Origin of the sequence: Haloferula helveola, from assembly GCF_037076345.1 — a bacterium.
In the GTDB taxonomy this organism is placed as follows: Bacteria; Verrucomicrobiota; Verrucomicrobiia; order Verrucomicrobiales; family Akkermansiaceae; genus Haloferula; species Haloferula helveola.
Genome location: NZ_AP024702.1, coordinates 952,726 through 978,598, shown reverse-complemented (window position 1 = coordinate 978,598; position 25,873 = coordinate 952,726). Strand labels below are relative to the sequence as shown.

Sequence of the window (25,873 nt, the reverse complement as noted above, 5' to 3'; positions counted from 1 at the left end):
GCTCGACCACACTCGGTTCCCCCCCAAACCCCCATCCGGGGGCTTCGCCCCTCCCGTCCCCCCGGGGAGCGGGGGGACATCTTCCAATCCTAACACTCCAGAACGAATGTTGAGGCAAACCTCAATTCCCAGTTGACTGCCTTCTCATGGAAGACCGCGGTGGAGCGTCGCAATCTCCGCCTTGTTCGGCAATTTTGGCTGTCTCCCGGATCACTCGACGTACATCACGGGCCACATGGCTTGCTGCGGGAATCCGACGCGTGCGAATCCACCCTTCGAGTTCGCGGGGGTACTCCGTGCCGTATAAAAAAAGTAGGAGGTAGGAGATCGTAAAGCCTTCGCTGATCCCAATCACCTCCCGCCCGGTTCGTCGATCTTGCTGATCTCCCTCAACGGGATCAAACTCCTCTCCGTAGTCGGTTCCGCTTGCGTCACGATACCACTCTCGTGCAAATCGGTCGAAGTGCTCGGTCCGCCTCGCAAAGTAAATCGCCAACTGCTCCAGGTTAAAGCGGGAGTCCTCGATCTCCTTCTGCAGCAGATCGCGGACTATCGAGTCACCGACGAAGCGTTCGAGGCCAAATTGCTCCGACAATCGCTCCTCGAACTGCGTGAAATGATCGTCGTCGAGGAGATCGGCAATGTGCATCGATTTTCTGCCGAACGTCAGAGAAATGGCGATCCCGACCCTCATGGCGGGGCTCCGATTCTCGATGGGGTAGGTAACCACCAGAACGGAAACGTAACAAGGCCGCTGTGAGGGGTCGCCATCTTCGGCTTGTTCGCTTTGTTTTTGTTAGGTGCTGAACTGATGGATAAAGATTCTCCACCGTGCGGTGTCGATCAGAACCTGCACTCCGTTCGAGCCGTCGAATGACGAATAAAAGCGGCCCTTGGCTACGGCGTCGACATCCCAGTAACCACGGTTCAAGCGTTCTGCGCGGGCGGGTCGGTTGAGGCTGTGAGCCCGCTGAGGGTCCCACGGTGCCCAATCCTCCATTCTCGTTCGGGTGAGAGCCTCACTGGCTCTCTCGATCGTCGCTCGATCTGCTGTGTAAGCGGTCCATGTGGCGGAATCCGTGAACCCGGTGGTGTATCGCATGATCCTTGTGGCTGAATGCGGCAAACCCCCACGGGCGGCATCATCGAAGGTCGATTCCGAAAGACCTGCGACCTCGTCCAGCGGGCGATTCGGGAGGATCAGCCCGAAGATCACTGCCGCGACCAAACCCAAGACGCTACATACCAGAATCGCTGCCCGAAGTGGTCGGCTCATTTTGATAGCGAACGATAAAGTGGTGACGCGCCCCTACAAGCTGGAATCCCAGCCCCGGTCCGCTCTCGTGTGGCGGATGGAAGCCGGCTCGGACGCTGCGAGGCGTCGCCACCCACGGCTTGTTGTGCTTGGACGGTTTGGTGCCTTGCCGGATCGCTCCGCACCGCTCCCGAAGCCGCCACGCCGCGTCGTCGATGCCTACCCGGGAAGAGTCGCCCGAAGCCGATGTGACGCCCCGGGCTGCACTGCCGAGTCATGAAGTCAGTCCGCCGCAAGACCAAAGGGCTGACCCACGAAGCAGCTTGGTCAGCGGTGTGCCGGTGATGCTCCGAACGATCTCGACCTGCGTCGGTCAAGTGCCCGAGCTCGATACCGCTTCCGATGAACCTCGATCCATCCGCCAGCAGGATCATCAACCCCGGAACACGGAGCTCCGATATGCTGCACAACGTCTGAGGCATGGCGCGACGCCCGAACAAAGGCGGCGCTCCGTGCCAGATTGAAGGGATTGAATCACCTAGAACGAAATTCAACAAGATTAGATGAGAAGGCAGCAGGGCGCGGAAGCGCCAGAAGGGTAAGCTCTTGCTGCCATGAATACCACATCATCGACCACCATCATCGGAATCGACCTCGGAGACCGGAAGCACTCGATCTGCGCGCTCGACGCCTCAGCCACGATCCTCGACGAGCGCACGATCACCAACCATCGCGAGTCACTGCGCAGGCTCTCCGAAAAACACCCCGGTGCCACCATCGCCATGGAGGTCGGAACCCACAGTCCGTGGACGAGCCGCTTCCTCGCCTCGCGTGGTCACGAGGTCATCGTCGCCAACCCGCGCAAGCTTCGCGCCATCTACGCCAACACCCGCAAGTCCGACCGCCACGACGCCCGCATGCTCGCCCGCCTCGCACGCGCCGACCGCGAGCTGCTCCACCCCATCGAGCATGGTAGCGAGCAGGCGCAGCGCGACCTCCTTCAGGTCAAGTTGCGTGACAATCTCGTTGCCCGCCGAGTCGACATCCTCAACTCGGTGCGCATGACCCTCAAGAGTCTCGGCATCCGCGTTCCGAAATCCAGCACACCCGCCGTGGCGAGACGCTGCCGCGAGTTCCTGGCCGGAGAACACGCGGAGATCCTCGCCATGATCGAACCCTCACTGGAGGTCCTTGATTCGCTAAACGCCGGCATCAATCGCCTCGACAAGTCCATCGAGGAGACCTGCGCACGCTATCCCGCCACGGCCCGGCTCATGAAGATTCGTGGAGTCGGCCCCATCACCGCCCTGACCTTCGTCCTCGTCGTCGGTGATCCGGAACGCTTCACCTCCAACCGCAACGTCGCCGCCTACCTCGGACTTGTGCCGCGGCGCGAGCAGTCCGGAGACATCGACAAGCAACTGCGCATCTCCAAAGCCGGCAACGCCTACCTCAGACGCCTGCTCATCGGTTGCGCACAATACTTGCTCGGTCACTTCGGCATCGACTGCGAGCTCAGACGCCACGGGGAGAAACTTGCCGCCATGGGTGGCCCCAGGGCGAAGAAGAAAGCCGTCGTCGCTGTCGCCCGCAAGCTGGCGGTCCTGATGCTCACCCTCTGGCGCGGAGAACTCGACTACGATCCCTTCCACCATTCCGGACAACCCGCCGAAGCGGCCTGACCCGCCGCGCACGGCGACCCTTTTCCCACGATGAAACGACTTCCCAACAGATTCGGGACGACTGCGGCACCGCGGCAGCACCAGGCCGAGAGGCCCCGAGTGCGCTAACAAGATGGCAGCGTCCCACCCCTCTCCATGAGAACAACGAAGCAAGGATCGAATCATGCACCCGGCCCCAAACGGAAGCGGGCCGGACAAATGCGAATGGAAGCCCGGAGCCTTGTTTCATTCCGTGACCGCCGCAGCAGCACTCGCTCGGTAACGACACGGGGCTGCCGCCCCGCACCCCGCCGAGCTGGGGTCAGCTCGACCACACTCGGTTCCCCCCCAAACCCCCATCCGGGGGCTTCGCCCCTCCCGTCCCCCCGGGGAGCGGGGGGACATCTTCCAATCCTAACACTCCAGAACGAATGTTGAGGCAAACCTCAATTCCCAGTTGACTGCCTTCTCATGGAAGGCCGCTGGTAGGCGTCGCCATCGCCGGCTTGTTGTGCTTGTTCATTTAGCAGGCGCTCGGGAACGTGAAAAGTTGCAGCGTAGAGTAATCCTCGGTCTTCCTTAGTGAAGGCTTCGAACGCCTTCCAATACCATTGAGGGTTTGAAGGATTAAGCTCGTAATCCTCGCACACCCTGACGTCGTAAAGATCCCCGTTCTTCCATGGTTCGATTCCATAAATGCCGATACCTAGCTTCTCCACTCGGCAAAGAACCGACCTAAACTCCGATCCCGAGAAATACTTGGTGCCCTCTGCGTCAAACCCATGGTTTAGATTGGTAAGGCCATTGAACACGAACTTCTCGAGATACTCGTCCTTGTTCATTTTCTGGCACAACGTCTCAGTGAAGACGCGCGAGCACAAGGCCGCACGTCGAGGAAATGGGAACGGTGCTCGGCGCCGGTGGGGCGTTCAACAAGACGGCGGTTGAGCGTCGATCTTCCATGGCTTGTTCGGCGGTTTGGTTCCGGACGGCCTATCCGGTCACTAAAAAACGGGTTGGAAATGGACAATCGTTCCGTCTCGCAGGGAGCAATCCCACTGGGGTCCGCCGACGTCGAAGGTGATCACCAGCTCACAATCGGCTCCGAAGTCGGTATCCTCCTCATACAGTGGCCGAATGCTTGCGGAAAACGCTCCCTCCTCGAGCCTTTGGCCAGAGCGTGAATGGTCTGCAAGCCCTTCCTCCAATTCCGATCGGAGCTTCGGCCAGAGGGAATCCCACTGAGTGCTGAGCTGCTCCAAGAGCTCTCGCGACTCATCCTCCAATTCATCGGCAATGATCAGCACCTTCCCGTAAGGCTCTGACGGTAGATACATTCCAATCTCGTCCGCACTCAGAGGCGCCTCACCCTCGATGATCTCTCTAAGGTTCATTCTTCAGCCGAACGTTGAAGGCCTGGGACCCGCTACCGGGAGCGCCCCTCCGCTTCTGGTTGAGGTTTCTGGCCACCCTCCGAATCCGACTCGGAGCGGGTAGCGGGTTCTCCAGCGCCGCCTTGTTCTGCATTGTTGGTTTTGGGCTCTGGGCCGAAGCGGACCGTGACCCAAGGTGTCATAGCGGTGTCAAATAGCTTCAAGGGCTCTTTGTAGAGATCGCCGAGTTCAACACTGGCCGTCCCGAGATCCGGATGAACGGCAGTAATGGCGCCAATCAGATCGAGATGGACCTCAGGCAAATCAAGAAGGTAGTTCATCGTCGTGGTTGCCGGATACTGGAGCACCGCTGTTCCGGATCCATCAGTTCGTGGATTCGCCGGTCCCTGAACATCGCTCTCGGTGAATCCGCCCTCGCCAAGTCGCATCAGCGCGACGGCGGCACCTTCGATTGGCTTGCCGTTGGCATTGAGGACAGTGACGACAACTGGAATTCTCGGCGCTCCCGCCCGGATGTAGTCGTCGTCGGCCAGCGTGTAGACACAAAGTGGTTGGGGCGGATACTCGCCCTCCAGCTCAGCAACGACGAACGGGGCAAGCGACACGCTACAGCAGCAACCGATGATGAGGAGCGCTTGTCTCATTCTCAGCAGAACAGTATTTATTCGTAGGTGCTCCCGGTCGTAGATCCAGGGAACCGTTGGGTGGCAGGATGACGGGTGAATCCCCGGTTTCACAAGGGGAAACCGAGATCGGGAGCGTGATATCCGGGGGCGGAAAGGACGGCTGCGGTCCGGCGGAGGAAAATCTGATATACCGACTACAATCGACCGGGCCAAAGCAAGGGTCATGCGCGCCATAGGTGTTCTTTTGAACATTTTAAGGTTGATGCGCTTCCCTCCACCCGCTATCGAGGCTGTCATGACCGCGATCAAAAACCGCTGGTGCTGGCGCAAGGACCTTTCGGAGTGTCGCGGCGTCGCGCAACGCGACCGAGAGGGGTTTCTCATGACCCTCGAATGGTTCGAGAATTTCCGCCTCCGTCGCGAGATGCCCGCGGGACGCGCCGCGGCCCGGCTCTTCTGGCGCGAGGAGGTGCTGCGTGAAGGCGTGGATCGGGAGAAATGGCAGCTCGAACAGTGGGAAGCGGCCCTTCAATGGTATCTGGAATGGCTGGCGGCCTGCGCGGAGGCCGGTGCGGACCATCGGAGTCTGCCGGAGCGGGTCCGGGCGGCGGTCCGCAGCGCGGGATCGAGGCTGGGATTGGCGAGGCGCACGAAGCTCTGCTACAGCGGCTGGGCGGCGCGGTATGCGAGGTTCGCCGGCGACCAACGCGCGGCGATGGAAGTGGAAACGGCCACGCGTTTCCTGACCTCGGTGGTGGAGGACGAGGACTGCGCCTACTCGACCCAGAAGCAGGCGCTCAACGCGTTGGCGTTCTTCTTCAAGAAGGTGTGCGGAGTGGAGGATCCGGTCTTCGGAGTGAAGCTGCGCAAGACGGCGGCGAAGGTCCCGGTGGTGCTCTCGAAGGAGGAGACGCGGAGGCTTTTCGCGAAGATGGAGGCAAGGGAGGCCCGCTACGCGCTTGCGGCGCGACTGCAGTACGGGGCCGGGCTGCGGCTGATGGAACTGGTGCGCTTGCGGATCAAGGACGTGGACCTGCAGCGCGGCACGCTGACGGTGCGTGCCGGGAAAGGAGACAAGGACCGGATGACGGTGCTGCCCAAGAGCCTGCGGGAGGCGGTGGCACGGCAGATCGAGGCGGCGCGGGCGGTATGGCTGGAGGACCGCGAGGCGGGATTGGCCGGGGTGTGGATGCCCAACGCGCTGGCGCGGAAACTCCGGCGTGCGGCGGAGGGGTTCGAGTGGTTCTGGTTGTTTCCGGCGATGAAGACGGCGGTCGATCCGGCGACGGTTGGAAGTGAAGGGGCGCCGGAGGGGATCATCCGCCGGCATCACCTGCACGACAGCGTTTACAACCGGGCGATCAAGCGCGCGGCGGCGGCGGCCGGGATCGAGAAAGGGGTGACGAGCCATGCGCTGCGCCATTCGTTTGCCACGCACCTGCTGGAGGGCGGGACGGACTTGCGGAGGATCCAGGAACTGCTGGGGCACGAAGACATCACGACGACGGAGATCTACCTCCACGTGGCGGTGGGTGTGAGCGGTCTTGGCGTGACGAGTCCGCTGGATGAGAGCGGAGAGTGCGGAGCGGGGAGCGGAGAGTCTGGATCGAATCAAGGCTGCGCCTTGATCTGAGAAGTCTTGGAGGGGAGAGCTTGGAGCGGAGAGTGAAGAGTTGGGTGCGAATCAAGGCTCCGCCTTGATCTGAGACGTGCGGCTGTGCCGGAGCATGGATGACCCAGGGTGCGCTGCGCTTACCCTGGGCTAAAAGATGAAGCCCCGATGGGGCTTTTTTTACCGGTGTGCCTTGCGATCTCGGTGGCGCCGGCTCACAGAACATGCCGGTTTCATAACCGGCGCTCCTTTTCCGGCCACCGGCCACGAACTTCTGATCACCGGCTTGGCCTCACGGAAGGTGCCGGCTTCATGTCCTGCGCTGCATTTCTGACCACTGGCCACCGACCACTGATCACCGGCTCGGCCTCACGGAAGATGCCGGTTTCATAACCGGCGCTCCATTCCCGGCCCCTAGACCCTGGCCCCGATGCTCGAAGCCGACTGTGGGCTCCGCTTACTTCAGGGTGTAGCGCAGCGTGGTCGCTCCCGAACTCGGCAACTCGAGATAGAGCCGGTTGTTGCGGAGGATGGGGTGGGCGTCGCCGATCTGCAGGGTGATGCGTTCGCCGATCTGCCAGCCGTCTTCGAGCGGTTCGACCGGGAGGGTCTCGGAAATGAGAATGGTGGTCGATTCTCCCTTGCTGGTGAGAGTGCGTTTGAACGAGTGGCCGCCGGCCGGTTGGTAGTGATCCGTGATGTGGGTGTCGCCGATGCGGACCAGGAAAGTCGGGTTGCCGGCGGGATCGAGTTCGTAGCCTTCGAAGCGGGCTTGGATCGGGAAGGCCGGGGTTTGCGAGAGCCGCGCGACGTTTTCTCCGGCCGGCGGTGTCGGGTTCACACCGCGTCCGGTCCATTGGTCACCGGCGTCGACGAAGGGTCCGGTCCACAGGAGTTCCGGCGCGAGGTTGTCGGCCGAGTAGACGAGATTGACGCCACCCGGGAATCCGATGCCGATCCCGCGGGGCGTGGTGCCGTCGATGAAGCTGCGGAAGATCGCCGCCCGCCCGGCGGTGGGCTCGACCGGGATCGATGGCGCCTCCGTCGGGCGCTGGAAGACCGTGTCGGTCAGGGCTCCGGAGAACTTGCCGTCGGGCCCCGACCACGTCAGCGAGATGCCTTCGTCCCCGTCGTACTCGTAGTATTCGACCCGGAACGAGTGCGAGCCACCCTTCAGTTCCTCGATGCAGGCCACGGTCCGCGCGCCATTCATCGGTCCGCGTCCGTGGACTTCGAGAATTACCTGATCATCGAGGATGACCCGCCCGCCGTCGCTGCATGAGAACCGGAACAGGTATTCGCCATCGCCGGGCGCGATGAAGTCCGCCTCCCAAACCATGCCGAAGAAGTCCTTCCGGCCGGCGTGCTTCAGACTGATGATGCCGTCCTGTTCCTCTTCGTAGTTTTCGGCGGTGAGTTCGTCGAACTTGGGGAGGTGCTCCCACTTTCCGTGGTAGACCCGGGAGGTGAGGTTCTTGAGCGGCGAGGGAGTCTTGGGAAGCGGGTGGAGCTTGAGGATCTCCGCTGCGGTCCAAGGGGCGGCGCGGTCGGCGGTGGCGGCCCGTGCCTTCGTCACCATCTCCGGTGTGACCTTGCCGGCGTCGTTTCCCCACGACGACCGAACGTAGGTGAGGATCGCCGCGATCTGGTCGTCGGGCAGCACCGCGCCCTGCGGGGGCATCGCGAGGTTGTAGGGCTGGCCTTTGACCTCGACCGGTCCCTCGAGTCCGTGGAGGACGATCTGAATCGCGCGGTCGGGGGTGTCCTTGATCCACTCGCTTCCGGCCAGCGGCGGGAACTGTCCGCCGGTCGCGCCCATGCCGTTCTCGGCGTGGCAGGCGCTGCAGTAGGTGGTGTAAAGCTGGCCTCCGTCCTGGGCGATGGCGGGAGCGGTGAGGACGGCAGTGAGGATGAACCAAGGTCGAATCATCGGGGAGAGAACGGGTGACGGGAGGGAAACTATCGTGTCGGAGTGCGTTTGGTCGATGCGGGTTTGCGGGGAGTGGCTAGGAGGCGCATGAGGGCTTTCTCTGAGGGTTCTCACTCGGTTTGGTTCACCGCCAAGCCGCCAAGGACGCCAAGACGGATGGATATGCCTTCCTTTGCGGCCTTGGCGCCTTGGCGGTTCCATCCATGGCGATCGGGGAACGGCGGCTCATTTTGCGAAGCTTGTGGGAGTCATGGCTTCAGGCCGTGGCTGGAGAGCCGGACCGACGCGACCCCGTAAACGGGGAACTACGAACCACGGTGGCGGGCGTATTGGGGAGGCTTCGCTCTCGGTCCTGCTCCCTGCTCTCCGCTCTCCGCTCTCCGCTCTCCGCTCAAACCAAGAGATCGCCTTCGGTCCGGGTGAGGTCGCGGTAGAGTTGGGCCAGACGGGAGGTGAGGGGACCGGCTTGGCCGTCGTGGAAGTTGGTGTCGTCGATGCGGGTGACGGGGACGACCTCGCCCATGGTGCCGGTGCAGAAGACCTCGTCGGCTTCGTGAACCTCCTTCTCGGGGATGTCCCTTACTTCGCTCGGGATGTCGTTCGCTTCGCAGAGTTCGAGCAGGGTGGCGCGGGTGATGCCGGTGGGGCAGGCCTTGGTGGTCGGCGTGATCACCGTGCCGTTTCGGACGAGAAACAGGTGGGTGGCGTTGGTCTCGGCGAGGTTGCCCCGGGTGTCGAGCATCAGGGCGTCGTCGGCACCGGCATCGGTCGCCTGCATCTTGGCGAGGATCGAGGTAAGCTGGTTGCACGAGTGGATCGTCTGGTCGAGGACGTCGGCAAACGGGCGTCTCTGGCTGACAGTGACGAGACGGACCCCTTGGTCCGAGTAAACCGGTGGCTTGAACTCCGCGAGGATGAACAAAGAGCAGCCTTGGGTGTTGATGCGGGGATCGAGGCCCGACGTGTATTTGATGCCCCTCGAGATGGTCAGACGGACGTGGACGCCGTCCTTCATGCCGTTGGCGACGAGCGTCTGTCGCAGCGCCTCGATGACTTCTTCGCGTTCGGGCAACCCTTCGTAGCGGAGCATTTCCGCGCTGCGGTAAAGGCGGTCGAGGTGTTGGTGGAGGCGGAAGATGCGTCCGTTGTAGAGTCGCAATCCTTCCCACACCGCATCCCCGTTCTGCACGGCCGAGTCGAACGGGCTCACGCCGGCCTCGTCGCGATGGACCAGCGCGCCGTTGATGAAGACCTTCAGGTCGCGGTTCCGTTCGTCGTAGGTTTGAAGCATGCCTCAGGTGGGGAGTTCGATCAGCTCGTGGGTGAATGTGGTGAGGTTGTCGATGCCGTCCTCGCGGACGATCACCACGTCCTCGGTGCGGACGCCGAACCGGTCCTCAAGGTAAACTCCGGGTTCGACCGTGACCGCCATCCCATTCCGCAGTTCGGTGTCGCGCGCTGAGGGTGACATCCGGAGGCCCGCATCGTGGGTTTCAAGACCGATGCCGTGTCCCAGTCCGTGGGTGAACGCACTGCCGTGCCCGGCCGCTTCGATCACGCTCCGCGCAGCGGCGTCGGCGGCATACGCCGAAATCCCGTGCCGGATGGCATCGAATGCCGCCTGCTGGGCGCGACCGACGAGCGAGTGAATCTCGCGCATCGCATCGGTCGCCGGTCCGAGGCAGATCGTCCGGGTCATGTCGGACGCGTAACCGGCATGCATCACGCCGAGGTCGAGGATGACCATGTCGCCTTGCCGGAGGACCGTGCTGTCGGGCTGATGGTGGATCTCCCATGCGTTTCCCGCACTGGCCACGATCGGAGTGAATGACGGGCCGTCCACGGCTTCGTCCGCCGCCATCTCGGCGAGCATCACTCCTTGCGCGGCTCTTTCGGTCATGCCTGGACGGATGTGTTCGAGGACGCGACGGAAGATCCGTTCGTTGATCGCCTGGCTGTCGCGGAGGATGGCGATCTCGGCTTCCGACTTGATCCGGCGAAGCGACTCGATGCCATCCGAGGGTTCGAGCGTGTGCCGGTTCCATGCCCCACGGAGCGAGAGCAGGGTGGTGTGGGGGATGTGATGATCGACGCCGATTCGAAGTGCGGGGCCTTCCATGAGTTTGCCGGCGTGGACGACGGGATCGGGATCGCAGATGACCTCGAAAGTCGATGTCTGCGCCCGCGCCCACCGGCTGCTGCGATCGTGGGTGATGAGGATCGCCCGATCGTGATCGACGAACAGCGCCGCCGGTTCACCGCGGAAGCCGGACAGGTAGCGGACGTTCGGCGGGTGGGTGACGTAGAGCGCGTCGCGTTCGTTGTCGGCCATCCAGCGGCGGACCGCGTCGAGCCGCGCCTGCATTTCCCTTGGCTCGAAAGGTCGGTCATTCATGGCGCTTCCGCGTTGCAGGATCCATGCGGTGGCATGGCTGGCAATCACCGAGTCTCGGCTAGCCAGCGAGGGAGCGGGTCCGTGCACGTGAAAGCCGTTCACGGGGCGCGGAGTATGTCGCGTGGATGAAATCCCATTCCGTTTGCAGTCTTCCGCTTCCGTCGATGTCGTTTCGCGGCTCCCGGTCATTCCGGATGCCGCCGGTTGGCCTCGGAGCAGCGATTCTTTTCGCGGGCGCCTTGGCGTGCGGTCTCGTGGCGAATGCCGAGGAGACGGCGGATTTCCACAAGCCGGAAGCCGTCACAAAGATCGCCTTCGGATCGTGTTTCGATCCGCGGGACAAGGTGGACACCGCTTTTGACGGCGTGCTGGCGCAGAAGCCGGACGTGTTCGTTTTCCTCGGCGACAACATTTACGGCGACACCGCGGACATGGACGTGCTGCGCAAGAAGTACGCCGAACTCGAAGCGGTGGACGGCTTTCGCAAGGTGCGGGAAACGAGCACGTTGCTCGCGACCTGGGACGATCATGACTACGGGATCAACGACGGAGGGAAGTCCTACTCGAAGCGGAAGGAATCGCAGCAGATCTTCCTCGATTTCTTCAAGGATCCCGCCGACTCGCCGCGTCGGAAGAGGGAGGGCGTGTACGCCTCCTACACCTTCGGTCCGGTCGGCAAGCGTTGCCAGATCCTGTTGCTGGATACCCGCTACTTCCGCGATGAGATTCCCCGATCGAAGGAGAAGCGGAAGCCGCGCACGGTGGGATGGTACCGGCCCGTCGACGATCCGTCGCTGACCTTGCTCGGGGAAACCCAGTGGGCGTGGCTGGAGCGTCAATTGAAAGTCCCCGCCGACGTCAGGATCATCGCCAGCAGTATCCAGGTGCTGGCGGTCGAGAAGGGGATGGAGAACTGGGGCAACGTCCCCCACGAGCAGCGCCGCCTCTTCGAACTGCTGCGGAAACATCGCGCGGATCACACGGTGGCGATTTCCGGCGACGTCCACTTCGCCGAACTCTCGAAGACTCAAATCGGCTCATATCCGTTCTATGACATGACCAGCAGCGGCCTGTCGCATACCAATCGCGGATGGGCCTCGGCCGACAATTCGCTGCGCGTCGGCAAGTCGCACTTCCAGCGCAACGCCGGCCTGGTCGAGATCGACTGGGAAGGGAAGAAGCTCGAGCTGGCGGCGGTCGGCGAGGACGGCCAAAAGCTGTTCAGCCATTCGGTGCCGTTCTTGGAGCTCCGGTTCCCGTAGTCTTCTCCCGCTGCGGGCAAACCTGACCCCAAAGGGACATGGTGGGAGAGACCGAAAACACTGGCGAATGTGCGGCTTCGCACGTTTCCCTGATCGGGTGCGACGAGAAACCCGCACGTTTGACCCAGACCCATGACGGCAGAGAGGAATTTCCACGAGGCGGCGCAGCCGTACGGAGAATTTGACCCGAATTCGGGCACGCTGCTTGTCGAGAAAGATGGGGAGCGCTTCGAGTTCACGCTGCGCGACGGCGTGCTGACCTGCGACGGGCCGCCCCGTTCGGCCTGCCGTGTGCCGGTGGCCGACGATGTGACGGTTTTGGAGATCCGCAGGTTCATCACGACCAAGCTGGCAGGGGCTGACGAGGGGGACTCGCTATAACCTCCGGGTTGAAAACGGGATTTGCGCGGGCGGGGAAACCGCTAGGGTGGGCCGGTCGTTCCGCCCATGAGCCGATTGTTTGATGTCCGGGTTCGCCCTCTGCCCGAGTGGCTCGATTGGCGACGTCTGCTCGGTCCCGGAGCTTGGGTGGTGGACAGCGGTTCCGGCGGTGGTCTTGAGGCGAGGGCCGATCTCGAGCGCGATGCCGCCGCGGACCTCGCGGCGCGGTTGCGGAACGTCGGCATCGGCGGGTACTTGCTGGAGGTCAGAATCATGCCGCCGCTCCATCGGAAGGACCTGCGCAAGGCCTACACGGAAGAAGCGCGGCGTTATCGGGATGGCAGCGTCGGCTTCAGCAGGAGAGGAGCCCGGGTCGATGAGGAGGGACGCTGGTCGCTGACACCCGAAGCCATTGCGTTGGAACTTGGGGAGCGCGCGGGAGGCATGCGGGTGATCGATGCCTGCGCGGGCGCGGGGGGCAACGCGATCGGCTTCGCGAGGGCCGGGTGTGACGTGGTCGCGATCGAGCTCGATCCCGGACGCCTGGCGATGGCCCGGCACAACGCGAAGCTCTACGGGGTCGCGGACCGGATCGACTTCGTCGCCGGTGATGCCCGGGCGATCCTGCCCGACACGAAGGCCGACCTGCTTTTCATCGATCCGCCATGGGGCGAGCGCTACAGCAAGGAACGCGTCACGATCGAGGAGCTTCCGCCTGCCGGAGAACTGCTGACAGGCGCGGATCACGTTCCGAACCGGTGGCTCAAGCTTCCGCCGTCCTTTGATCCCGCGAGCTTGCCGGGATACGATGCCGAGGCCGTGTTCGGTGTCGGTGGAGGTGATGAGCGGCGCGTGAAATTCCTGCTCCTGCGGAATCGCTGAGGGGGTGCGTCGCGACCCGCGTGAAGGGTGCCGCAGGATCCGTTAGGGAAAAACCGTTGGGTTGTGCGTCGAATCGTGCGACCCTCCCGATTCCTGCCCTTACCGGGCATCATTGGTCGTTTGCTCGAAGGCGTGTCCTTCGGTTCGGGTTGAAGCGCAGTGTGGCGGAACAACCGGGCAGGCACGCAACGAAACAAACACCATGATCAAACTGTACATCGGCAATCTCTCCTACGAAACCAGCGAACAAGAACTCCGCGAACTGCTCACCCCCTACGAACCCATCGTCGACATCCGGCGCCCGTCGGACCGCGAGACCGGTCAACCGCGTGGATTCGCATTCGTGACTTTCGGAACGCTTGAGGACGGAGAGAAGGCGATGACGGAACTCGATGGTGCCGACTTCGGTGGCCGGGCGCTCAAGGTCAGCGTGGCTGAGGAGCGCCAGTCGGGCCGCCATCCGGCCGAGCGGCCGCGTCGCGTTTCGATGGATGTGGAAGTGACGCGTTCGGTCGACGACCGCCCGATCGGACCCGACGGCAAGCGGGTCCGCTACAAGGGAATCTGACCGGCGAACTTGTGGGTGCGGGCGCTTGCGGGTTCCGAACCCCTGCGCAAGGTTCGCGCATGCTTCACAGCCGGAAGTCCGCTCGCCCCGGAATCCCCCTTCGCGCCACCGTCGCAGTCCGCGTGTTTTTCGCGGCCTGCGTCTCTGGTTCCTGCATGTCCGCTGTTGCGGCTGCGGGAGCCGGCCTCGTGCCCGATGCCGATACGGGGATCAACATCCGCGAGGGCTTCGATGCGGAACTGCTTTATACGGTTCCGGTTTCCCAAGGTTCGTGGGTGGCGATGGCCTTCGAGCCGCAGGGGACGCTCATCGTTTCCGATCAGGACAGCCAGGGCGTGTTCCGGGTGACGCTGCCGGACGCGGATGATCCCGACTCGGAAGTCCGCGTCCGCAGCCTGAAGGGTTTTCCCTACGAGCCGATCCCATGGGGGAAGCGGATGGTCGGTGGAGCGCTCGGGTTTTTGTATGCTTTCGACAGCCTCTACATGTCCACGATGACCGGGTTCTACCGAATCCGGGACACGGACGGCGACGGTGACTACGATGAGTTCAAACTGCTGAAGAAGCTGCGCGTCGGCTACGAGCACTCGGCGCACTCGATCATCAGGACCGAGGATGGAAAGGGGCTCTACCTTGTGTCCGGCAACCACACGCCGGTTCCCGAGGGTGTCGGCAGCCTGCAGCCGCCGGTGTGGGCGACCGATTCCCTGCTGCCGGAAATGCCGGACCCGATGGGCCACGCGGTCGGCATCGATCCCCCCGGCGGATGGATCTGCCGCATTTCTCCGGATGGCCAGGACTGGACGCTGGTGGCCTCCGGATTCCGCAATCCGGTCGACCTCGCGATCAACCGGCAAGGCGAGCTGTTCACCTACGACTCCGATCTTGAGTTCGACGTAGGCAGCCCGTGGTACCGTCCGACCCGGGTCAACCATGTGGTTGCCGGCGGCGAATTCGGCTGGCGGGCCGGATCGGCGAAATGGCCGGCCTACTTCGCCGATGGCAACGGCTCGGTGATCGATGTCGGCCCAGGATCGCCCACCGGCATCAGCTTCGGTCACCACTCGAACTTCCCGACGGAATTCCAGGACAAGTTGTTCATCTGCGATTGGACCTTCGGGACGATGTACACGGTCGAGATGGAGGAAAGCGGATCGACCTACACCGGCAGGAAAGAGGAGTTCCTCAACGGGTCGCCCCTGAACATTTCCGCGATGCGGTTCGGGCCGGATGGACACATGTATTTCCTCGTGGGAGGCCGCAACACTGCCTCGAAGCTCTACCGCGTCCGCTACACCGGCTCCGCCGAGGCCGGTGCCGGCCGCCGGCTCACGGCGAACCAGCCGTTGCGCGACCTCCGGCATTCGCTGGAGGCATTCCACGGAAGCGGCAGTGGCGGGCAGCAGGCGGTTGAGAAAGCGTGGCCGCACCTCTCGCATGCGGATCGCGGCATCCGTTACGCGGCGAGGATCGCGATCGAGAACCAGCCACTGGAGTTGTGGCGCGACCGGGTGTTCTCCGAGGACCATCCGAAAGGCGCGATCCATGGCGCGATCGCCCTCTGTCGGCATGGAGAGAAGGATCTCGCCGGACGGATCATCGCCAAGCTCAACTCGCTTCCCTTCGACCGACTGGACCGCGACGACCGGCTGGCGCTTCTCCGGGCCTACGCGTTGTGCCTGATCCGTCTGGACGCGCCGACCCCGTCGGAAGTCTCGGCGATCGTGGCGAATCTGGATCCGCACTTTCCGGCGGATGACGAGGAAGTGAACATCGAACTCTGCCGGGTGCTCAGCTTCCTCGATGCCCCCTCGGTGGTCCCGAAGACGATCGCACTGATGAAGGTCACCCATGCCGAGGCGATGGCGTACGATGAGAACCTGCTGAAGCGCCACAACAAGTATGGGAAGGCGATCCTCGATGCGATGGCGGACACGCCGAATTGGCAGAACATCCAGTATGCCTACTCGCTGCGGCGGGTGCGCAGCGGCTGGTCGGTCGATGACCGGAAGTACTATTTCACCTGGCTCAACGACACGCTTCGCAAAAGTGGAGGACTGAGCTTCGCGGGCTACATCCGCGCCATCCGTGAGGATGCGATCGCCCACCTGCCGCCGGACGACCGCAAGGAGATCTCGTCCCTGCTTGGCGATATCGCGACGATCGACCTAGCCAGCCTCCCGATGCCGAAAGGCCCGCCGGTGGCGTGGACGGTCGAAACCGCCATGAAGCTTTTCGAGGAACCGCTGAAGGGTCGCGACTACGAGAACGGCAAGCGGATGTTCTCCGCGGGCCGATGCGTGGCCTGCCACCGGATCGAGGGATCGGGCGGCTACGCCGGGCCGGATCTCGGTTCGGTGGGACGGAGATACTCGATCCGGGACATCGTGGTGGCCATTTGCGAACCGAGCGATTCGATTTCGGAACAGTATCAAGCCAGCACCGTCACGCTGAAGGATGGCGGGTCGCTCTACGGGCGGCTGATCTATCGCAACGATGAAGAGGTGGCAGTGGCACCCAACCCTTATGATCTGGGTGAGCTGGTGAAGGCGCCGATGGCGGATGTCGAGAAGGTCGAGTTCTCGCAGGTCTCGATCATGCCGCCGGGCACCATCGCGCTGATGAACGCGGACGAACTGAAGGACCTCATGGCTTACCTGATTTCCGGTGGTGACCGACGCCATCGGGTTTTCTCGGGAGGTTGATTGGCTCTCGGAGGCCGCCGCCTGATAGCCGCAATCGACCCCGGGCGTATCGCTCGTCTAATGAGCAGCCATTTTTCGTCCTCCCGCCGACAGTTCCTCACCGGCGCCGCCGCGACCGCCATTTTCGGCCCCTCGATCCTGCGGGCCGCCGAGGCCAACAGCCGCCTCAACGTCGCCTTCATCGGCTATGGCAAACGTGCCTACGGCGTGATGGGACAGGCGCTGCGTCAGGCCGACCTCCAGATCGTCGCGGTCTGCGATGTCGAGGGCACCCGGCGAGCCAAGGCGAAGGAGGTCGTTGAAAAGAAATACGCCGAGGACACCAAGTCCGGCAAATACAGCGGCTGCACCGCCTACGTCGACTACCGCGAGCTTCTGGAGAAGGAAGACCTCGATGCGGTGGTGATCATGACGCCCGACCACATGCACGTGCACCCGGCGCTCGCGGCGGTCGAAAAGGGGCTCGATATCTACTGCGAGAAACCGCTGACCCAGAACATCGCCGAAGGCCGCCTGCTGGCCGACGCGGTGAAGCGCAACAAGATCATCTTCCAGACCGGAAGCCAGCAGCGCAGCGAGTTCGGCAACCGTTTCCGCACGGCGGTCGAAATGATCTGGGCGGGCCGGATCGGCAAGATCAAGACGATCCGGATCGGCGTGGGCGAGTCGCCGAAGCCATGCGACCTGCCGGCCGAGGAGAAGCCGGACAATGTCGATTGGGACCTGTGGCTCGGACCGGCGCCGATGCGGCCCTACAACGAGATCCTGTGCCCCAAGGGCCTGCACAACCACTTCCCGGCCTTCCGCCACTACGAGGAATACGCGGGCGGCAAGCTGGCCGACATGGGCGCGCACCATTTCGACATCGCGCAGTGGGCGCTCGGTATGGACGGCAGCGGTCCGGTGCGGGTTGAGCCGCCGGCCGAAGGCGACAGCGGCCTGAAGTTCATCTACGAAAACGGCGTGGAGATGTTCCACGGGGGCAAGAGCGACTGCACCTTCGAGGGCACGGAAGGCACGATCTGGGTCGGCCGGGGTGAACTGAAAAGCGACTCGCCGGACATTCTGAAGCAACCGCTTGCGGACGGCGACCGGCGCGTCCAGCCGTCGAACAACCACCTGCGGAACTGGATCGATGCGGTGAAGTCGCGCAAGGATCCGATCTGCACGGTCGAGACCGGACACCGCACCGCAACGGTCTGTCACCTTGCGAACATTGGCTACAAGCTCCGGCGCCCGCTCAAGTGGGATCCGGTGAAGGAGCGATTCGCAGATGACGACGAGGCCAACGCGCTGACCACCCGCAAGGCCCGGAAGGGTTGGGAATACGCGTGACCTTTGACTGAGCCGCGCTTTGCTTCAACCCGTCCCATGAAACTGATTCCGACCCTCGCTCTCGCCCTTCTGGTCGCAGCGTTCGCAGCCTCTGCCGCCGACAAGTCACCTGTCTGGACCGATCCGGTCAAGGCGGCCCAGGAGGATCCGGATTTCATTGTCCAAGGCGAATACGGATTGAACCGCGAAGGTGCCAGCGTGGGCGTCCAGGTGGTGGCGCTCGGAGACGGCAAGTTCGATGCCTACGTGCTGGAAGGAGGTCTTCCGGGGCTCGGCTGGACGAAGGAGAAGAAACGGGTCCGGCTCTCCGGCGCGCGGGAAGGGGACCTTGTGAAGTTCGCCGAAGCGGGCGGCTTCTCGGCCGAGATCCGTGACGACCGGCTCAGCCTGTATTCGAATGGCGGCAGCGTGGTCGAGTTTCCGAAGATCGAGCGTCGCAGCCCGACCCTCGGCATGCGGCCGCCCGAGGGTGCGGTCGTGCTCTTCGACGGCAGTTCGGCCGATGAGTGGGAGAAGGGAAAAGTGGCCGATGGCCTGCTGGCCGCGACCGGCTGCCTGAGCAAGAAGAAGTTCAAGGACTGCACCATTCATCTCGAATTCCGCACGCCCTACAAGCCGAAGGCCCGCGGCCAGCAACGGGGCAACAGCGGCGTCTACTATGGAGGCCGTTGGGAAACGCAGGTGCTCGATTCGTTCGGCCTCGACGGCAAGATGAACGAGTGTGGTGGCATCTACTCGATCGCCGCGCCGAAGCTCAACATGTGCTTTCCGCCGCTTTCGTGGCAGACCTACGACGTCGAGCTGACCGATGCGCGATTCGATGAGGATGGCAAGCGCACCGCATGGCCACGGATTACCGTGAAGCTCAACGGCGTGGTCGTGCACGACGATGTCGAGCTCAACAAGGACGGCACCACCGCCTGCCCGGTCAAGGGACCGCTGACCGATGAAGGCAACCCGCTGTTCCTCCAGAACCACGGCAATCCGGTGTTCTATCGGAACATCTGGGTGGTGGAGAAGTAGGCGGGGTCAGTGGTCAGTGGTCAGTGGTCAGTGGTCAGTGGTCAGTGGTCAGTGGTCAGTGGTCAGTGGTCAGTGGTCAGTGGTCAGTGGTCAGTGGTCAGTGGTCAGTGGTCAGTGGTCAGGAATGGAGCGCCGGTTATGAAACCGGCATCTGCCGCGCGGCACAGCCACCGAGATCGAATGCCACACCGGCTCCACAGCCCCAACGGGGCGTCATCTTGTAGCCCGGGGTAAGCGAAGCGCACCCCGGGTCATCCACCCACCGGCGCAGCCGCACTTCGCAGATCAAGGCGCAGCCTTGATTTCCGTCTGAATCTGCCACTCGGATGCCGACCATCAAGTTTGCCATTCGCTTCGAGCTAGATGATACTTAGTCAGTTTGAAACACGCGAAAGTGAACCTACGCTCCGCGTTGATATCGTCCTGAAGTGTGGGGGATTCATTGTGAAATCCATGAACAGGGCATCACTCTCCCAGCCAACGCCCCCCGGGTTTCAAACCGCCGGTGGGGGAGAAAAATCGTTTGGCCAAGAATCTTTGAAGAACCCAAGTCAGGCGCCATGTCAGCGAGCTTTAAGATGGGACCGGAGGGGTCTGTGAGGGTGTGGAACTCCACCTACAAGGTCATCATGAGGGAGCTGGAGTGGCGGGCTGCCACCGATGAAATTGCGGCGCGGATCCTCGGATTGAATCCGGCCGCGCGTCCGATAGGGCTCGTCGATCTGACCGCCTTGGATGCTGTTGAGAAGAAAGGCTTTCTGGACCTCATCGGAGACCTTCGTGGTAGAGCTTCGTCAATTAGCACGGGTTGGTGCTTTCCGGAGCAGGTCGATCGGTTTCCCAAGGACCTAGACTCGATAATCGAAAGGGCGAATGAGGCTTGGGAGTTCGACGTGTGAGCGCCGCTTTGTCACGTTCAGCCTCGTGAGTTCGCTCCATCCGAGTTCGCTCGATGCGCGGCCTTGCGTTCGCTCGTGCCCACTGCGAAGTTGTTCAGACATGGATCTCTTCGTCCAAGCGGTAGAGCAATTCGAACTGCTGATTGATCGGCTTTCTCTTGATACGTCTCGCCATTTCGGAGTGATCGGCGATCCTCTGTTTGAAGGAGTCCGCTTCTACACGTTCGACGTAGTCACCGGCACCTTCGCCTACGATAGGGCGGTCGAGATCGCTGCGGATACAGTGGATGTCATCGAGGAATCTCTGATGCAAATCGAAGGTTCCCACACCCTGCTAGGTCCGATCATGCTCAAGCTGAAATCGGTGGCCCCAGCTTTCAATGCCGAGGGGAAGACCGTTTTAATGGGTTCGTGGGGGATGGGGCCAGCCGAGATTGGTTGGTTGGTCCGGCGCATCAATGAACGCAAGATCTTCGAAGAGTTCTTGCTCTCGGCATCAATTGATGAGGCGACGGTGAACCGATACAACGACAGCTTTTCCGAGGAACTCAAACAGGCGTGACAAGTCGGACCAAGTCCTCAGGCTGAGGGGGATGCGTAGGGACTGAGTGAGTAGTCTGTTGACCGCCTCCGACCGGAATCGGACCATCTGTTCGCCTGCCCTTCAACGCCCCGCCAAATCACCCATGCACTCCTACCACGTGTTCTTTGATCGGAAAGATGGCGTGACGCATGAGGCCCTCGTGGCACAGGTCGATCGATTCATGGAGACCCAAGTCGGTGGCAATCTGGCGAAGGGCTACCGGCTGCTTAGGACGAACAACAAGGCCTCCTTCGACGAGTTGCCCGACTACCAAATGATCGTGGACTACGCGTCGGAAGCGGATCTTCAAGCTGCCTTCGCAACGATGAAGTCCAGGTTCCGGGAAGATCCGCACCGCCCGTTGATGACCATGGTCGAAGGTTTTCGGGTAGCGTTTTCACACGACGCGACGACCGGTGAGAATCCATCGTGAAGCCCAATCCACTTTCAGCCCCGGCTGGGATCGTCGGGTGGTTCCTGATTGACGGCCGGCAGCGTTCGCCGAGAGCATCAAGGGCATCATGCGTGACAAGAAACACATCGGTATCGCTCTCGGCCTCGCATTGCTGTTGCCGGCCTGCGGTGGGAAGAATTCCGCCGGAGAAAAAGCCGCGCGCGATACCGTCCCGAGGCTGGTAGCCGCGGCGGAACGCTACAAGGCCGACTGTGGCCAATACCCGGGAAAGGCCGAGGATCTGAGCAAAGATCCGGGAGTCGCCGGATGGGATGGTCCCTATTACTCCACCATCGTCGATCCGTGGGGGGTGCCCTACCAGATTGAGCTCATCGACGAGCAACTGCATGTCTGGTCTTCCGGCCCGGATCGGGTGGTGAGAACGGAGGACGATATCTCGAACTAGCCGTTGCGCGGGCGACGCCCCTTTCTTGTTTCCCGCTGCAGGGGTTGGTAGGCCTTGAGCATGCAGATGGTTCGTAGTCGTTGGCACCGGGTCGGGGGCGTGTTGTTGGGTGCTGTTCTTTCGTCAACACTTCCGGCCTCGGCGCAGGAGTTTTCCTACAAGGCCTTCAAGCGCGATGTGGGCGACTCGACCGGCTATGGCGTGAGTTATCGGGGAGCGCTGTGCATCGTCACGGCTTCGGTGCCGGGGGAGGAGGATACGCGCTCGTTCTCGCTCGCCGACAGCAAACCATTCGAAGTCGCCAAGGCAAAGGTGATCGAGCAGCCGACCTCAAAGGTTTTCATCTTCGGCGGGACGGACTTTCCGGATGCCGTTCCCTACGAGGCGGACTTCCAACTCAAGGCGGGCGAGAGCCTCGTCGCCGTGGGTCCGACGGGGGAGCAGGTCGAAGCTGCTCTGCTCTTCAATCCCGGCAATGGCGATGCCTACCACTCGTGGATGGGACCGGTGCGGTTGATGCTGGTTCTCGAAGACCCCGATCTGGAGCCACCGGTCCGGTCGGGCTGGCCGGTATTTTCGAAGACGTCGGGCAAAGTCGTCGGAACGGTGGTCCCGAAACGCTCGGTGCTCGCTCCGCATCCTCCGGTGACGATCCCCGGACAGTTCCTTTTCGAGCCCCTTTGTCTTCCCTCAACCGAGAAGCGCGAGGAAACGATGCGGCGGAACTACGGAGGAATCGAACTGGTTGAACCGCAGCCCGAGAGCCTGTTCCGTTGGCTGTTGCCGACCTGTCTTTGGGATGTCGAGGTGGGCATCGGCCGCGAGGAGCTTGAGGAAAAGCGGGGCAAGCTCTCGTCCTTTCGGGAGGACTTCGACGATCACCGGTACGTCATCCGCGACGACACACCCGCGCTCTACCGCGTCCAGTATCTCCCCGGACCCGACAAGGAGAGCAGGGAGCGGACGGTCGCGATCGAAATGTCGGGAACCATCAATCCCTATCTCGGCGAGTATCCGAAGGCCGAGCGCTTGGTCGAGGCGATGGAGAAGGCATTCGGCAAGCCCCGGCTGTTTTCCTCGTCCTTCGATCCGCCGGGAATCGCGAAGACGCAGTTCATCGCGCACTGGCTGAGCGGGGAGCGGGGGATGACCCTGCGGATCTCGCGCGAACCCTTGGCGCTGTCGGTGCACATGATGATTTCGGAAACGAAGCGCAACAAGCTGCTCGACCGCGTGCTGGCGGAACACAAGATGGGCGGCCCTCCCGCCAGCATCCTCGCGGCCTATCACGATTGGCTGGCGGACACGGCGGCGAACTGACGAAAGGGAGTCATGGGAGCCGGCATTGCGCGGATTTGCACGGAATGAGCTAGGTCACCGATTCATCCGTTCGGATCATGGACATCCTCCTCATCGCCACCGCCTTCATTTTCGGTCTCGCGGCCCAGCGCATGCGGCTGCCGCCGCTGGTCGGATTCCTGATCGCCGGCTTCGTGCTGCAGGCGCTGGGGCAGGAGGGAGGGGAAACCTTGGCGGTGATTTCGAATCTCGGCGTGACCCTGCTCTTGTTCAGCATCGGTCTCAAGCTGCGGGTGCAGACCTTGGCGCGGCCGGAGATCTGGGCAGGAGCCTCGATCCATGCCTCGCTGGTGATCGGCTTGTTCGCGCCGGTGCTTCTCGCCGTGTCCGTGATGGTCGGGCGTGCGGCGGGGCTCGATTGGTCGACAGCTCTGCTTCTCGCCTTCGGGATGAGTTTTTCGAGCACCGTCTTCGCGGTGAAGTCCTTGCAGGAAAACGGCGAGATGGGGGCGATGCACGGCCGCGTCTCGATCGGGATCCTGATCATGCAGGACATCTTCGCGGTGCTGTTTCTGACTTTCTCCACCGGCAAGATTCCGTCGCCGTGGTCGATTGCCGTGGTCGCCGGCTTGTTGATCGCCCGGCCGTTGCTCGGCTGGATGCTCGGCCGCAGCGGACACGGCGAGCTGGTGACCTTGTGCGGCTTCTTCCTCGCACTGGTCGTCGGAGCCGCGGGTTTCGAGGCGGTCGGAATGAAGGCCGATCTCGGGGCGCTGTTTGTCGGCGTGCTGGTCGGCTACCACCCGGCGTCGAAGGAGCTGGCCAAGTCGCTGACCGGCATCACCGACCTGCTGCTCGTCGGCTTTTTCCTTCAGGTGGGTCTGGAAGGAGGACTCTCTTGGCAAAGCCTCGGGTGGGCCGGAGTGATGATTCTTCTGCTGCCACTGAAGAGTGTCGGCTTCTTCCTTCTGCTCACGCGTTTCCGTCTGCGGGCGCGGACGGCGTGGACCAGCGCGCTGACGCTTTCGACCTACAGCGAGTTCGGCCTGATCGTTATGGCCCTCGGTGTGGCGAAGGGATGGATCGGATCGGAGTGGTTGGTGGCGGTCGCGGTCGGCTTGTCGGTCAGCTTCCTGATCGTGGCGCCGCTGATGAGGCGTTCCGAGCGGCTCTACGACCCGATCAGCGGCTGGCTGAAACGCTTCGAGACGAAAGGCCGCCACCGCGATGACCTGCCAGTGCGGGAGAATGGGGAATCGATCGCGATCTTCGGCATGGGCAGGGTGGGGATGGCCGCCTACCACGAACTCGAGACCCGCTACCCGGGGCAGGTGATCGGGTTCGACCGCGATCCGAAAGCGGTGGAGTTGCATCGCCAGGTGGAGCGCAACGTGATGCTGGCCGACGCGTCTGACTCGGACTTTTGGGAGAAGGTGCGGCTGAAGGACGATATCGACTTGGTGGTGCTCGCGATGCCGAAGCACAGCGCCAACGTGCATGCGGTCGAAACCCTGAAGCGCCACGGCTTCGGTGGTGTCGTGGCCGTGACCGCCAAGTATGAGGAGGAGATCCGCCAGCTTCGCGAGCTCGGGGTCGATACGGCGTTCAATCTGTATGCCCAGGCCGGTTCATACTTCGCCAACCATGTCTTCAACGTCTTCCGTCAGCAGCGGCCGGATCTCATCCGCCGGGCCCGCGAGTCGGGGAGCGATTTTTGAGCCCGACTTTTGAGGTGGATCGGATGGATGAACCGCCAAGACGCAAAGGCGCCAAGGCCGGACCGCCGCGGGTTCTGAGTCCTTCTCGGTGTTGGACCTTTGCGGTCCGATCCCATCCACGCGCCATGACGGTTTCGGCCGACGGATCGCCTTGATCCCGGGAGGGTGGGTTCCCTAGGTTCGCCTTCCATCCCCATGAAACACGAAACTCTCTGTCTGCACGGCGGCTACGAGCCGGAAGCCTCCACCAACTCGCGCGCGGTTCCGGTCCACCGCAGCACCGCCTTCACCTTCAACAACACCGAGCACGCGGCGAACCTGTTCGCGCTGAAGGAACTCGGGAACATCTACAGCCGGCTGACCAACCCGACGGTCGCCGTTCTCGAAAAACGGGTGAGCCTGCTCGAGGGTGCGCACGAACTCGCGGGCCTCGGTCATTCGTCCGGCACGGCGGCGATCTTCAACTCGATCATCAACCTCGCCTCTGCGGGCGACAACATCGTCTCGGCGCGCAACCTCTACGGCGGCAGCTACACGCAGTTCGACAACATCCTTCCGGCGCTCGGCATCGAGGTGCGCTTCGTTGATTCGAACGACCCGGAGAATTTCGCCAAGGCGGCCGACGACAAGACGCGGGCGTTCTTCTGCGAGACGATTTCCAATCCCGCGCTTGAGATCACCGATCTGGAGGCGGTCGCGGAGATTGCCAAGGCCCACGGCCTGCCATTGATCGTCGATGCCACCTGCTCGACGCCCTATCTGACACGCCCGCTCGATCACGGAGCCGACATCGTCGTCCACTCGCTGACCAAGTGGATGGGCGGGCATGGTGCGGGACTCGGCGGCGTGGTGGTGGACTCGGGCCGCTTCGACTGGACCGGCGGCAAGCACCCGCTCTACGACAATCCGGACGAATCGTATCACGGCCTGCGCTGGGGACACGACCTGCCGGAAATGCTCGCGCCCCTCGCTTACATCCTGCGGATGCGCACGGTTCCGCTGCGCAATCTCGGCGCCTGCTCGAGCCCCGACAACGCGTGGCAGATCCTGCAGGGGATCGAAACGCTGCCGCTGCGGATGGAGCGTCATTGCGAGAACTCGCTCGCCGTCGCCAAGCACCTCAAGGACCATCCGAAGGTCGAGTGGGTGCGGTTCCCCGGACTGGAGGACGACCCGGAGTATGCGAAGAACCAGAAGTATCTGAAGGGCAAGGGCGGCAGCGTGGTGGTGTTCGGAATCAAGGGTGGCGCAACGGCAGGTGCCTCGTTCATCAACGAGCTCAAGCTCTTCTCGCACGTCGCCAATCTCGGCGATGCCAAGTCGCTGGCGATCCATCCCGCGACCACGACCCACTCGCAGCTCACGGAAGAACAGCAGCTGGCCGGTGGTATCCGTCCGGAACTGGTCCGCCTGTCGGTCGGCATCGAGCACATCGACGACATCATCGACGACCTCGACCAGGCGCTTGGCGCCTGAGACGTCGCT

The 25,873-nt window shown here is 62.7% G+C and carries 24 protein-coding genes; 16 read left to right on the top strand and 8 right to left on the bottom strand.

All coding sequences use genetic code 11. The features are described from left to right. Positions 1–121: 121 nt before the first annotated feature. Entirely contained in the window at positions 122–694 is a 573-nt protein-coding gene (locus HAHE_RS03455) for a hypothetical protein (protein ID WP_338688658.1), read from the bottom strand. A gap of 102 nt (positions 695–796) precedes the next feature. Next, the gene (locus HAHE_RS03450) at positions 797–931 is read right to left on the bottom strand and encodes a hypothetical protein (protein ID WP_338685015.1); all 135 of its coding nucleotides are present in this window, start codon (positions 929–931) and stop codon (positions 797–799) included. A 938-nt stretch (positions 932–1,869) separates the two neighbouring features. On the opposite strand from HAHE_RS03450, the gene HAHE_RS03445 reads away from it, so the two are divergent. Then, the gene (locus tag HAHE_RS03445; protein WP_338684835.1) at positions 1,870–2,937 is read left to right on the top strand and encodes an IS110 family transposase; all 1,068 of its coding nucleotides are present in this window, start codon (positions 1,870–1,872) and stop codon (positions 2,935–2,937) included. 425 nt (positions 2,938–3,362) lie between these two features. On the opposite strand, the gene HAHE_RS03440 is transcribed toward HAHE_RS03445, so the two are convergent. The 3 genes from HAHE_RS03440 to HAHE_RS03430 all read right to left on the bottom strand — a co-directional run bounded on the left by HAHE_RS03440 (position 3,363) and on the right by HAHE_RS03430 (position 4,954). Next, complete coding sequence (locus tag HAHE_RS03440; protein ID WP_338688656.1) at positions 3,363–3,758, bottom strand: hypothetical protein; 396 nt, start codon at positions 3,756–3,758, stop codon at positions 3,363–3,365. Positions 3,759–3,920: 162 nt separating this feature from the next. Next, positions 3,921–4,310, bottom strand: a complete 390-nt coding sequence (locus HAHE_RS03435) for a hypothetical protein (RefSeq protein ID WP_338688654.1) — start codon at positions 4,308–4,310, stop codon at positions 3,921–3,923. Positions 4,311–4,342: 32 nt separating this feature from the next. Continuing rightward, positions 4,343–4,954: an Ig-like domain-containing protein gene (locus HAHE_RS03430; protein ID WP_338684810.1), complete on the bottom strand. Its 612-nt coding sequence runs from the start codon at positions 4,952–4,954 to the stop codon at positions 4,343–4,345. Between the two features lie 277 nt (positions 4,955–5,231). Here HAHE_RS03430 and HAHE_RS03425 point away from each other — a divergent pair, with 277 nt between their 5' ends. Further along, a complete protein-coding gene (locus HAHE_RS03425; protein WP_338688652.1) occupies positions 5,232–6,569 on the top strand; it encodes an integron integrase in 1,338 nt (445 codons plus the stop codon). A gap of 436 nt (positions 6,570–7,005) precedes the next feature. Here HAHE_RS03425 and HAHE_RS03420 read toward each other — a convergent pair whose 3' ends face one another. From HAHE_RS03420 to HAHE_RS03410, 3 genes are all read right to left on the bottom strand, one after another. Beyond that, a complete protein-coding gene (locus tag HAHE_RS03420) occupies positions 7,006–8,478 on the bottom strand; it encodes a PA14 domain-containing protein (RefSeq protein WP_338688650.1) in 1,473 nt (490 codons plus the stop codon). 391 nt (positions 8,479–8,869) lie between these two features. Next, positions 8,870–9,769: an aminotransferase class IV gene (locus tag HAHE_RS03415; protein ID WP_338688648.1), complete on the bottom strand. Its 900-nt coding sequence runs from the start codon at positions 9,767–9,769 to the stop codon at positions 8,870–8,872. 3 nt (positions 9,770–9,772) lie between these two features. Next, complete coding sequence (locus tag HAHE_RS03410) at positions 9,773–10,873, bottom strand: Xaa-Pro peptidase family protein (RefSeq protein WP_338688646.1); 1,101 nt, start codon at positions 10,871–10,873, stop codon at positions 9,773–9,775. Between the two features lie 125 nt (positions 10,874–10,998). Here HAHE_RS03410 and HAHE_RS03405 point away from each other — a divergent pair, with 125 nt between their 5' ends. The 14 genes from HAHE_RS03405 to HAHE_RS03340 all read left to right on the top strand — a co-directional run bounded on the left by HAHE_RS03405 (position 10,999) and on the right by HAHE_RS03340 (position 25,864). After that, positions 10,999–12,135, top strand: coding sequence for an alkaline phosphatase D family protein (locus tag HAHE_RS03405; protein WP_338688645.1), 1,137 nt, complete (start codon positions 10,999–11,001; stop codon positions 12,133–12,135). Between the two features lie 132 nt (positions 12,136–12,267). Next, on the top strand, positions 12,268–12,516 hold the full coding sequence (locus HAHE_RS03400; protein WP_338688644.1) for a hypothetical protein: 249 nt from the start codon (positions 12,268–12,270) through the stop codon (positions 12,514–12,516). Between the two features lie 66 nt (positions 12,517–12,582). Next, positions 12,583–13,398 carry a methyltransferase domain-containing protein gene (locus HAHE_RS03395; RefSeq protein WP_338688643.1) on the top strand — a complete coding sequence of 272 codons (816 nt, stop codon included), beginning with the start codon at positions 12,583–12,585 and terminating at the stop codon, positions 13,396–13,398. Between the two features lie 202 nt (positions 13,399–13,600). Beyond that, positions 13,601–13,966 (top strand): RNA-binding protein, encoded by a 366-nt coding sequence (locus HAHE_RS03390; RefSeq protein WP_338688642.1) that lies wholly within the window; start codon positions 13,601–13,603, stop codon positions 13,964–13,966. Between the two features lie 155 nt (positions 13,967–14,121). Next, entirely contained in the window at positions 14,122–16,671 is a 2,550-nt protein-coding gene (locus HAHE_RS03385) for a c-type cytochrome (RefSeq protein ID WP_338688641.1), read from the top strand. Between the two features lie 60 nt (positions 16,672–16,731). Continuing rightward, entirely contained in the window at positions 16,732–18,006 is a 1,275-nt protein-coding gene (locus HAHE_RS03380; protein WP_338688640.1) for a Gfo/Idh/MocA family protein, read from the top strand. A 36-nt stretch (positions 18,007–18,042) separates the two neighbouring features. Continuing rightward, positions 18,043–19,029 carry a DUF1080 domain-containing protein gene (locus tag HAHE_RS03375; RefSeq protein ID WP_338688638.1) on the top strand — a complete coding sequence of 329 codons (987 nt, stop codon included), beginning with the start codon at positions 18,043–18,045 and terminating at the stop codon, positions 19,027–19,029. A gap of 560 nt (positions 19,030–19,589) precedes the next feature. Beyond that, entirely contained in the window at positions 19,590–19,928 is a 339-nt protein-coding gene (locus HAHE_RS03370; RefSeq protein WP_338688636.1) for a hypothetical protein, read from the top strand. Between the two features lie 100 nt (positions 19,929–20,028). Beyond that, positions 20,029–20,490, top strand: coding sequence for a hypothetical protein (locus HAHE_RS03365; protein WP_338688634.1), 462 nt, complete (start codon positions 20,029–20,031; stop codon positions 20,488–20,490). A gap of 124 nt (positions 20,491–20,614) precedes the next feature. Next, the gene (locus tag HAHE_RS03360) at positions 20,615–20,944 is read left to right on the top strand and encodes a DUF6614 family protein (protein WP_338688632.1); all 330 of its coding nucleotides are present in this window, start codon (positions 20,615–20,617) and stop codon (positions 20,942–20,944) included. Positions 20,945–21,032: 88 nt separating this feature from the next. Then, positions 21,033–21,371, top strand: a complete 339-nt coding sequence (locus HAHE_RS03355) for a type II secretion system protein GspG (RefSeq protein ID WP_338688631.1) — start codon at positions 21,033–21,035, stop codon at positions 21,369–21,371. 60 nt (positions 21,372–21,431) lie between these two features. Continuing rightward, positions 21,432–22,691 (top strand): hypothetical protein, encoded by a 1,260-nt coding sequence (locus HAHE_RS03350; RefSeq protein WP_338688630.1) that lies wholly within the window; start codon positions 21,432–21,434, stop codon positions 22,689–22,691. Positions 22,692–22,768: 77 nt separating this feature from the next. Further along, on the top strand, positions 22,769–24,388 hold the full coding sequence (locus HAHE_RS03345) for a cation:proton antiporter family protein (protein ID WP_338688629.1): 1,620 nt from the start codon (positions 22,769–22,771) through the stop codon (positions 24,386–24,388). Between the two features lie 195 nt (positions 24,389–24,583). Beyond that, on the top strand, positions 24,584–25,864 hold the full coding sequence (locus HAHE_RS03340; RefSeq protein WP_338688627.1) for an O-acetylhomoserine aminocarboxypropyltransferase/cysteine synthase family protein: 1,281 nt from the start codon (positions 24,584–24,586) through the stop codon (positions 25,862–25,864). Positions 25,865–25,873 lie beyond the last annotated feature (9 nt).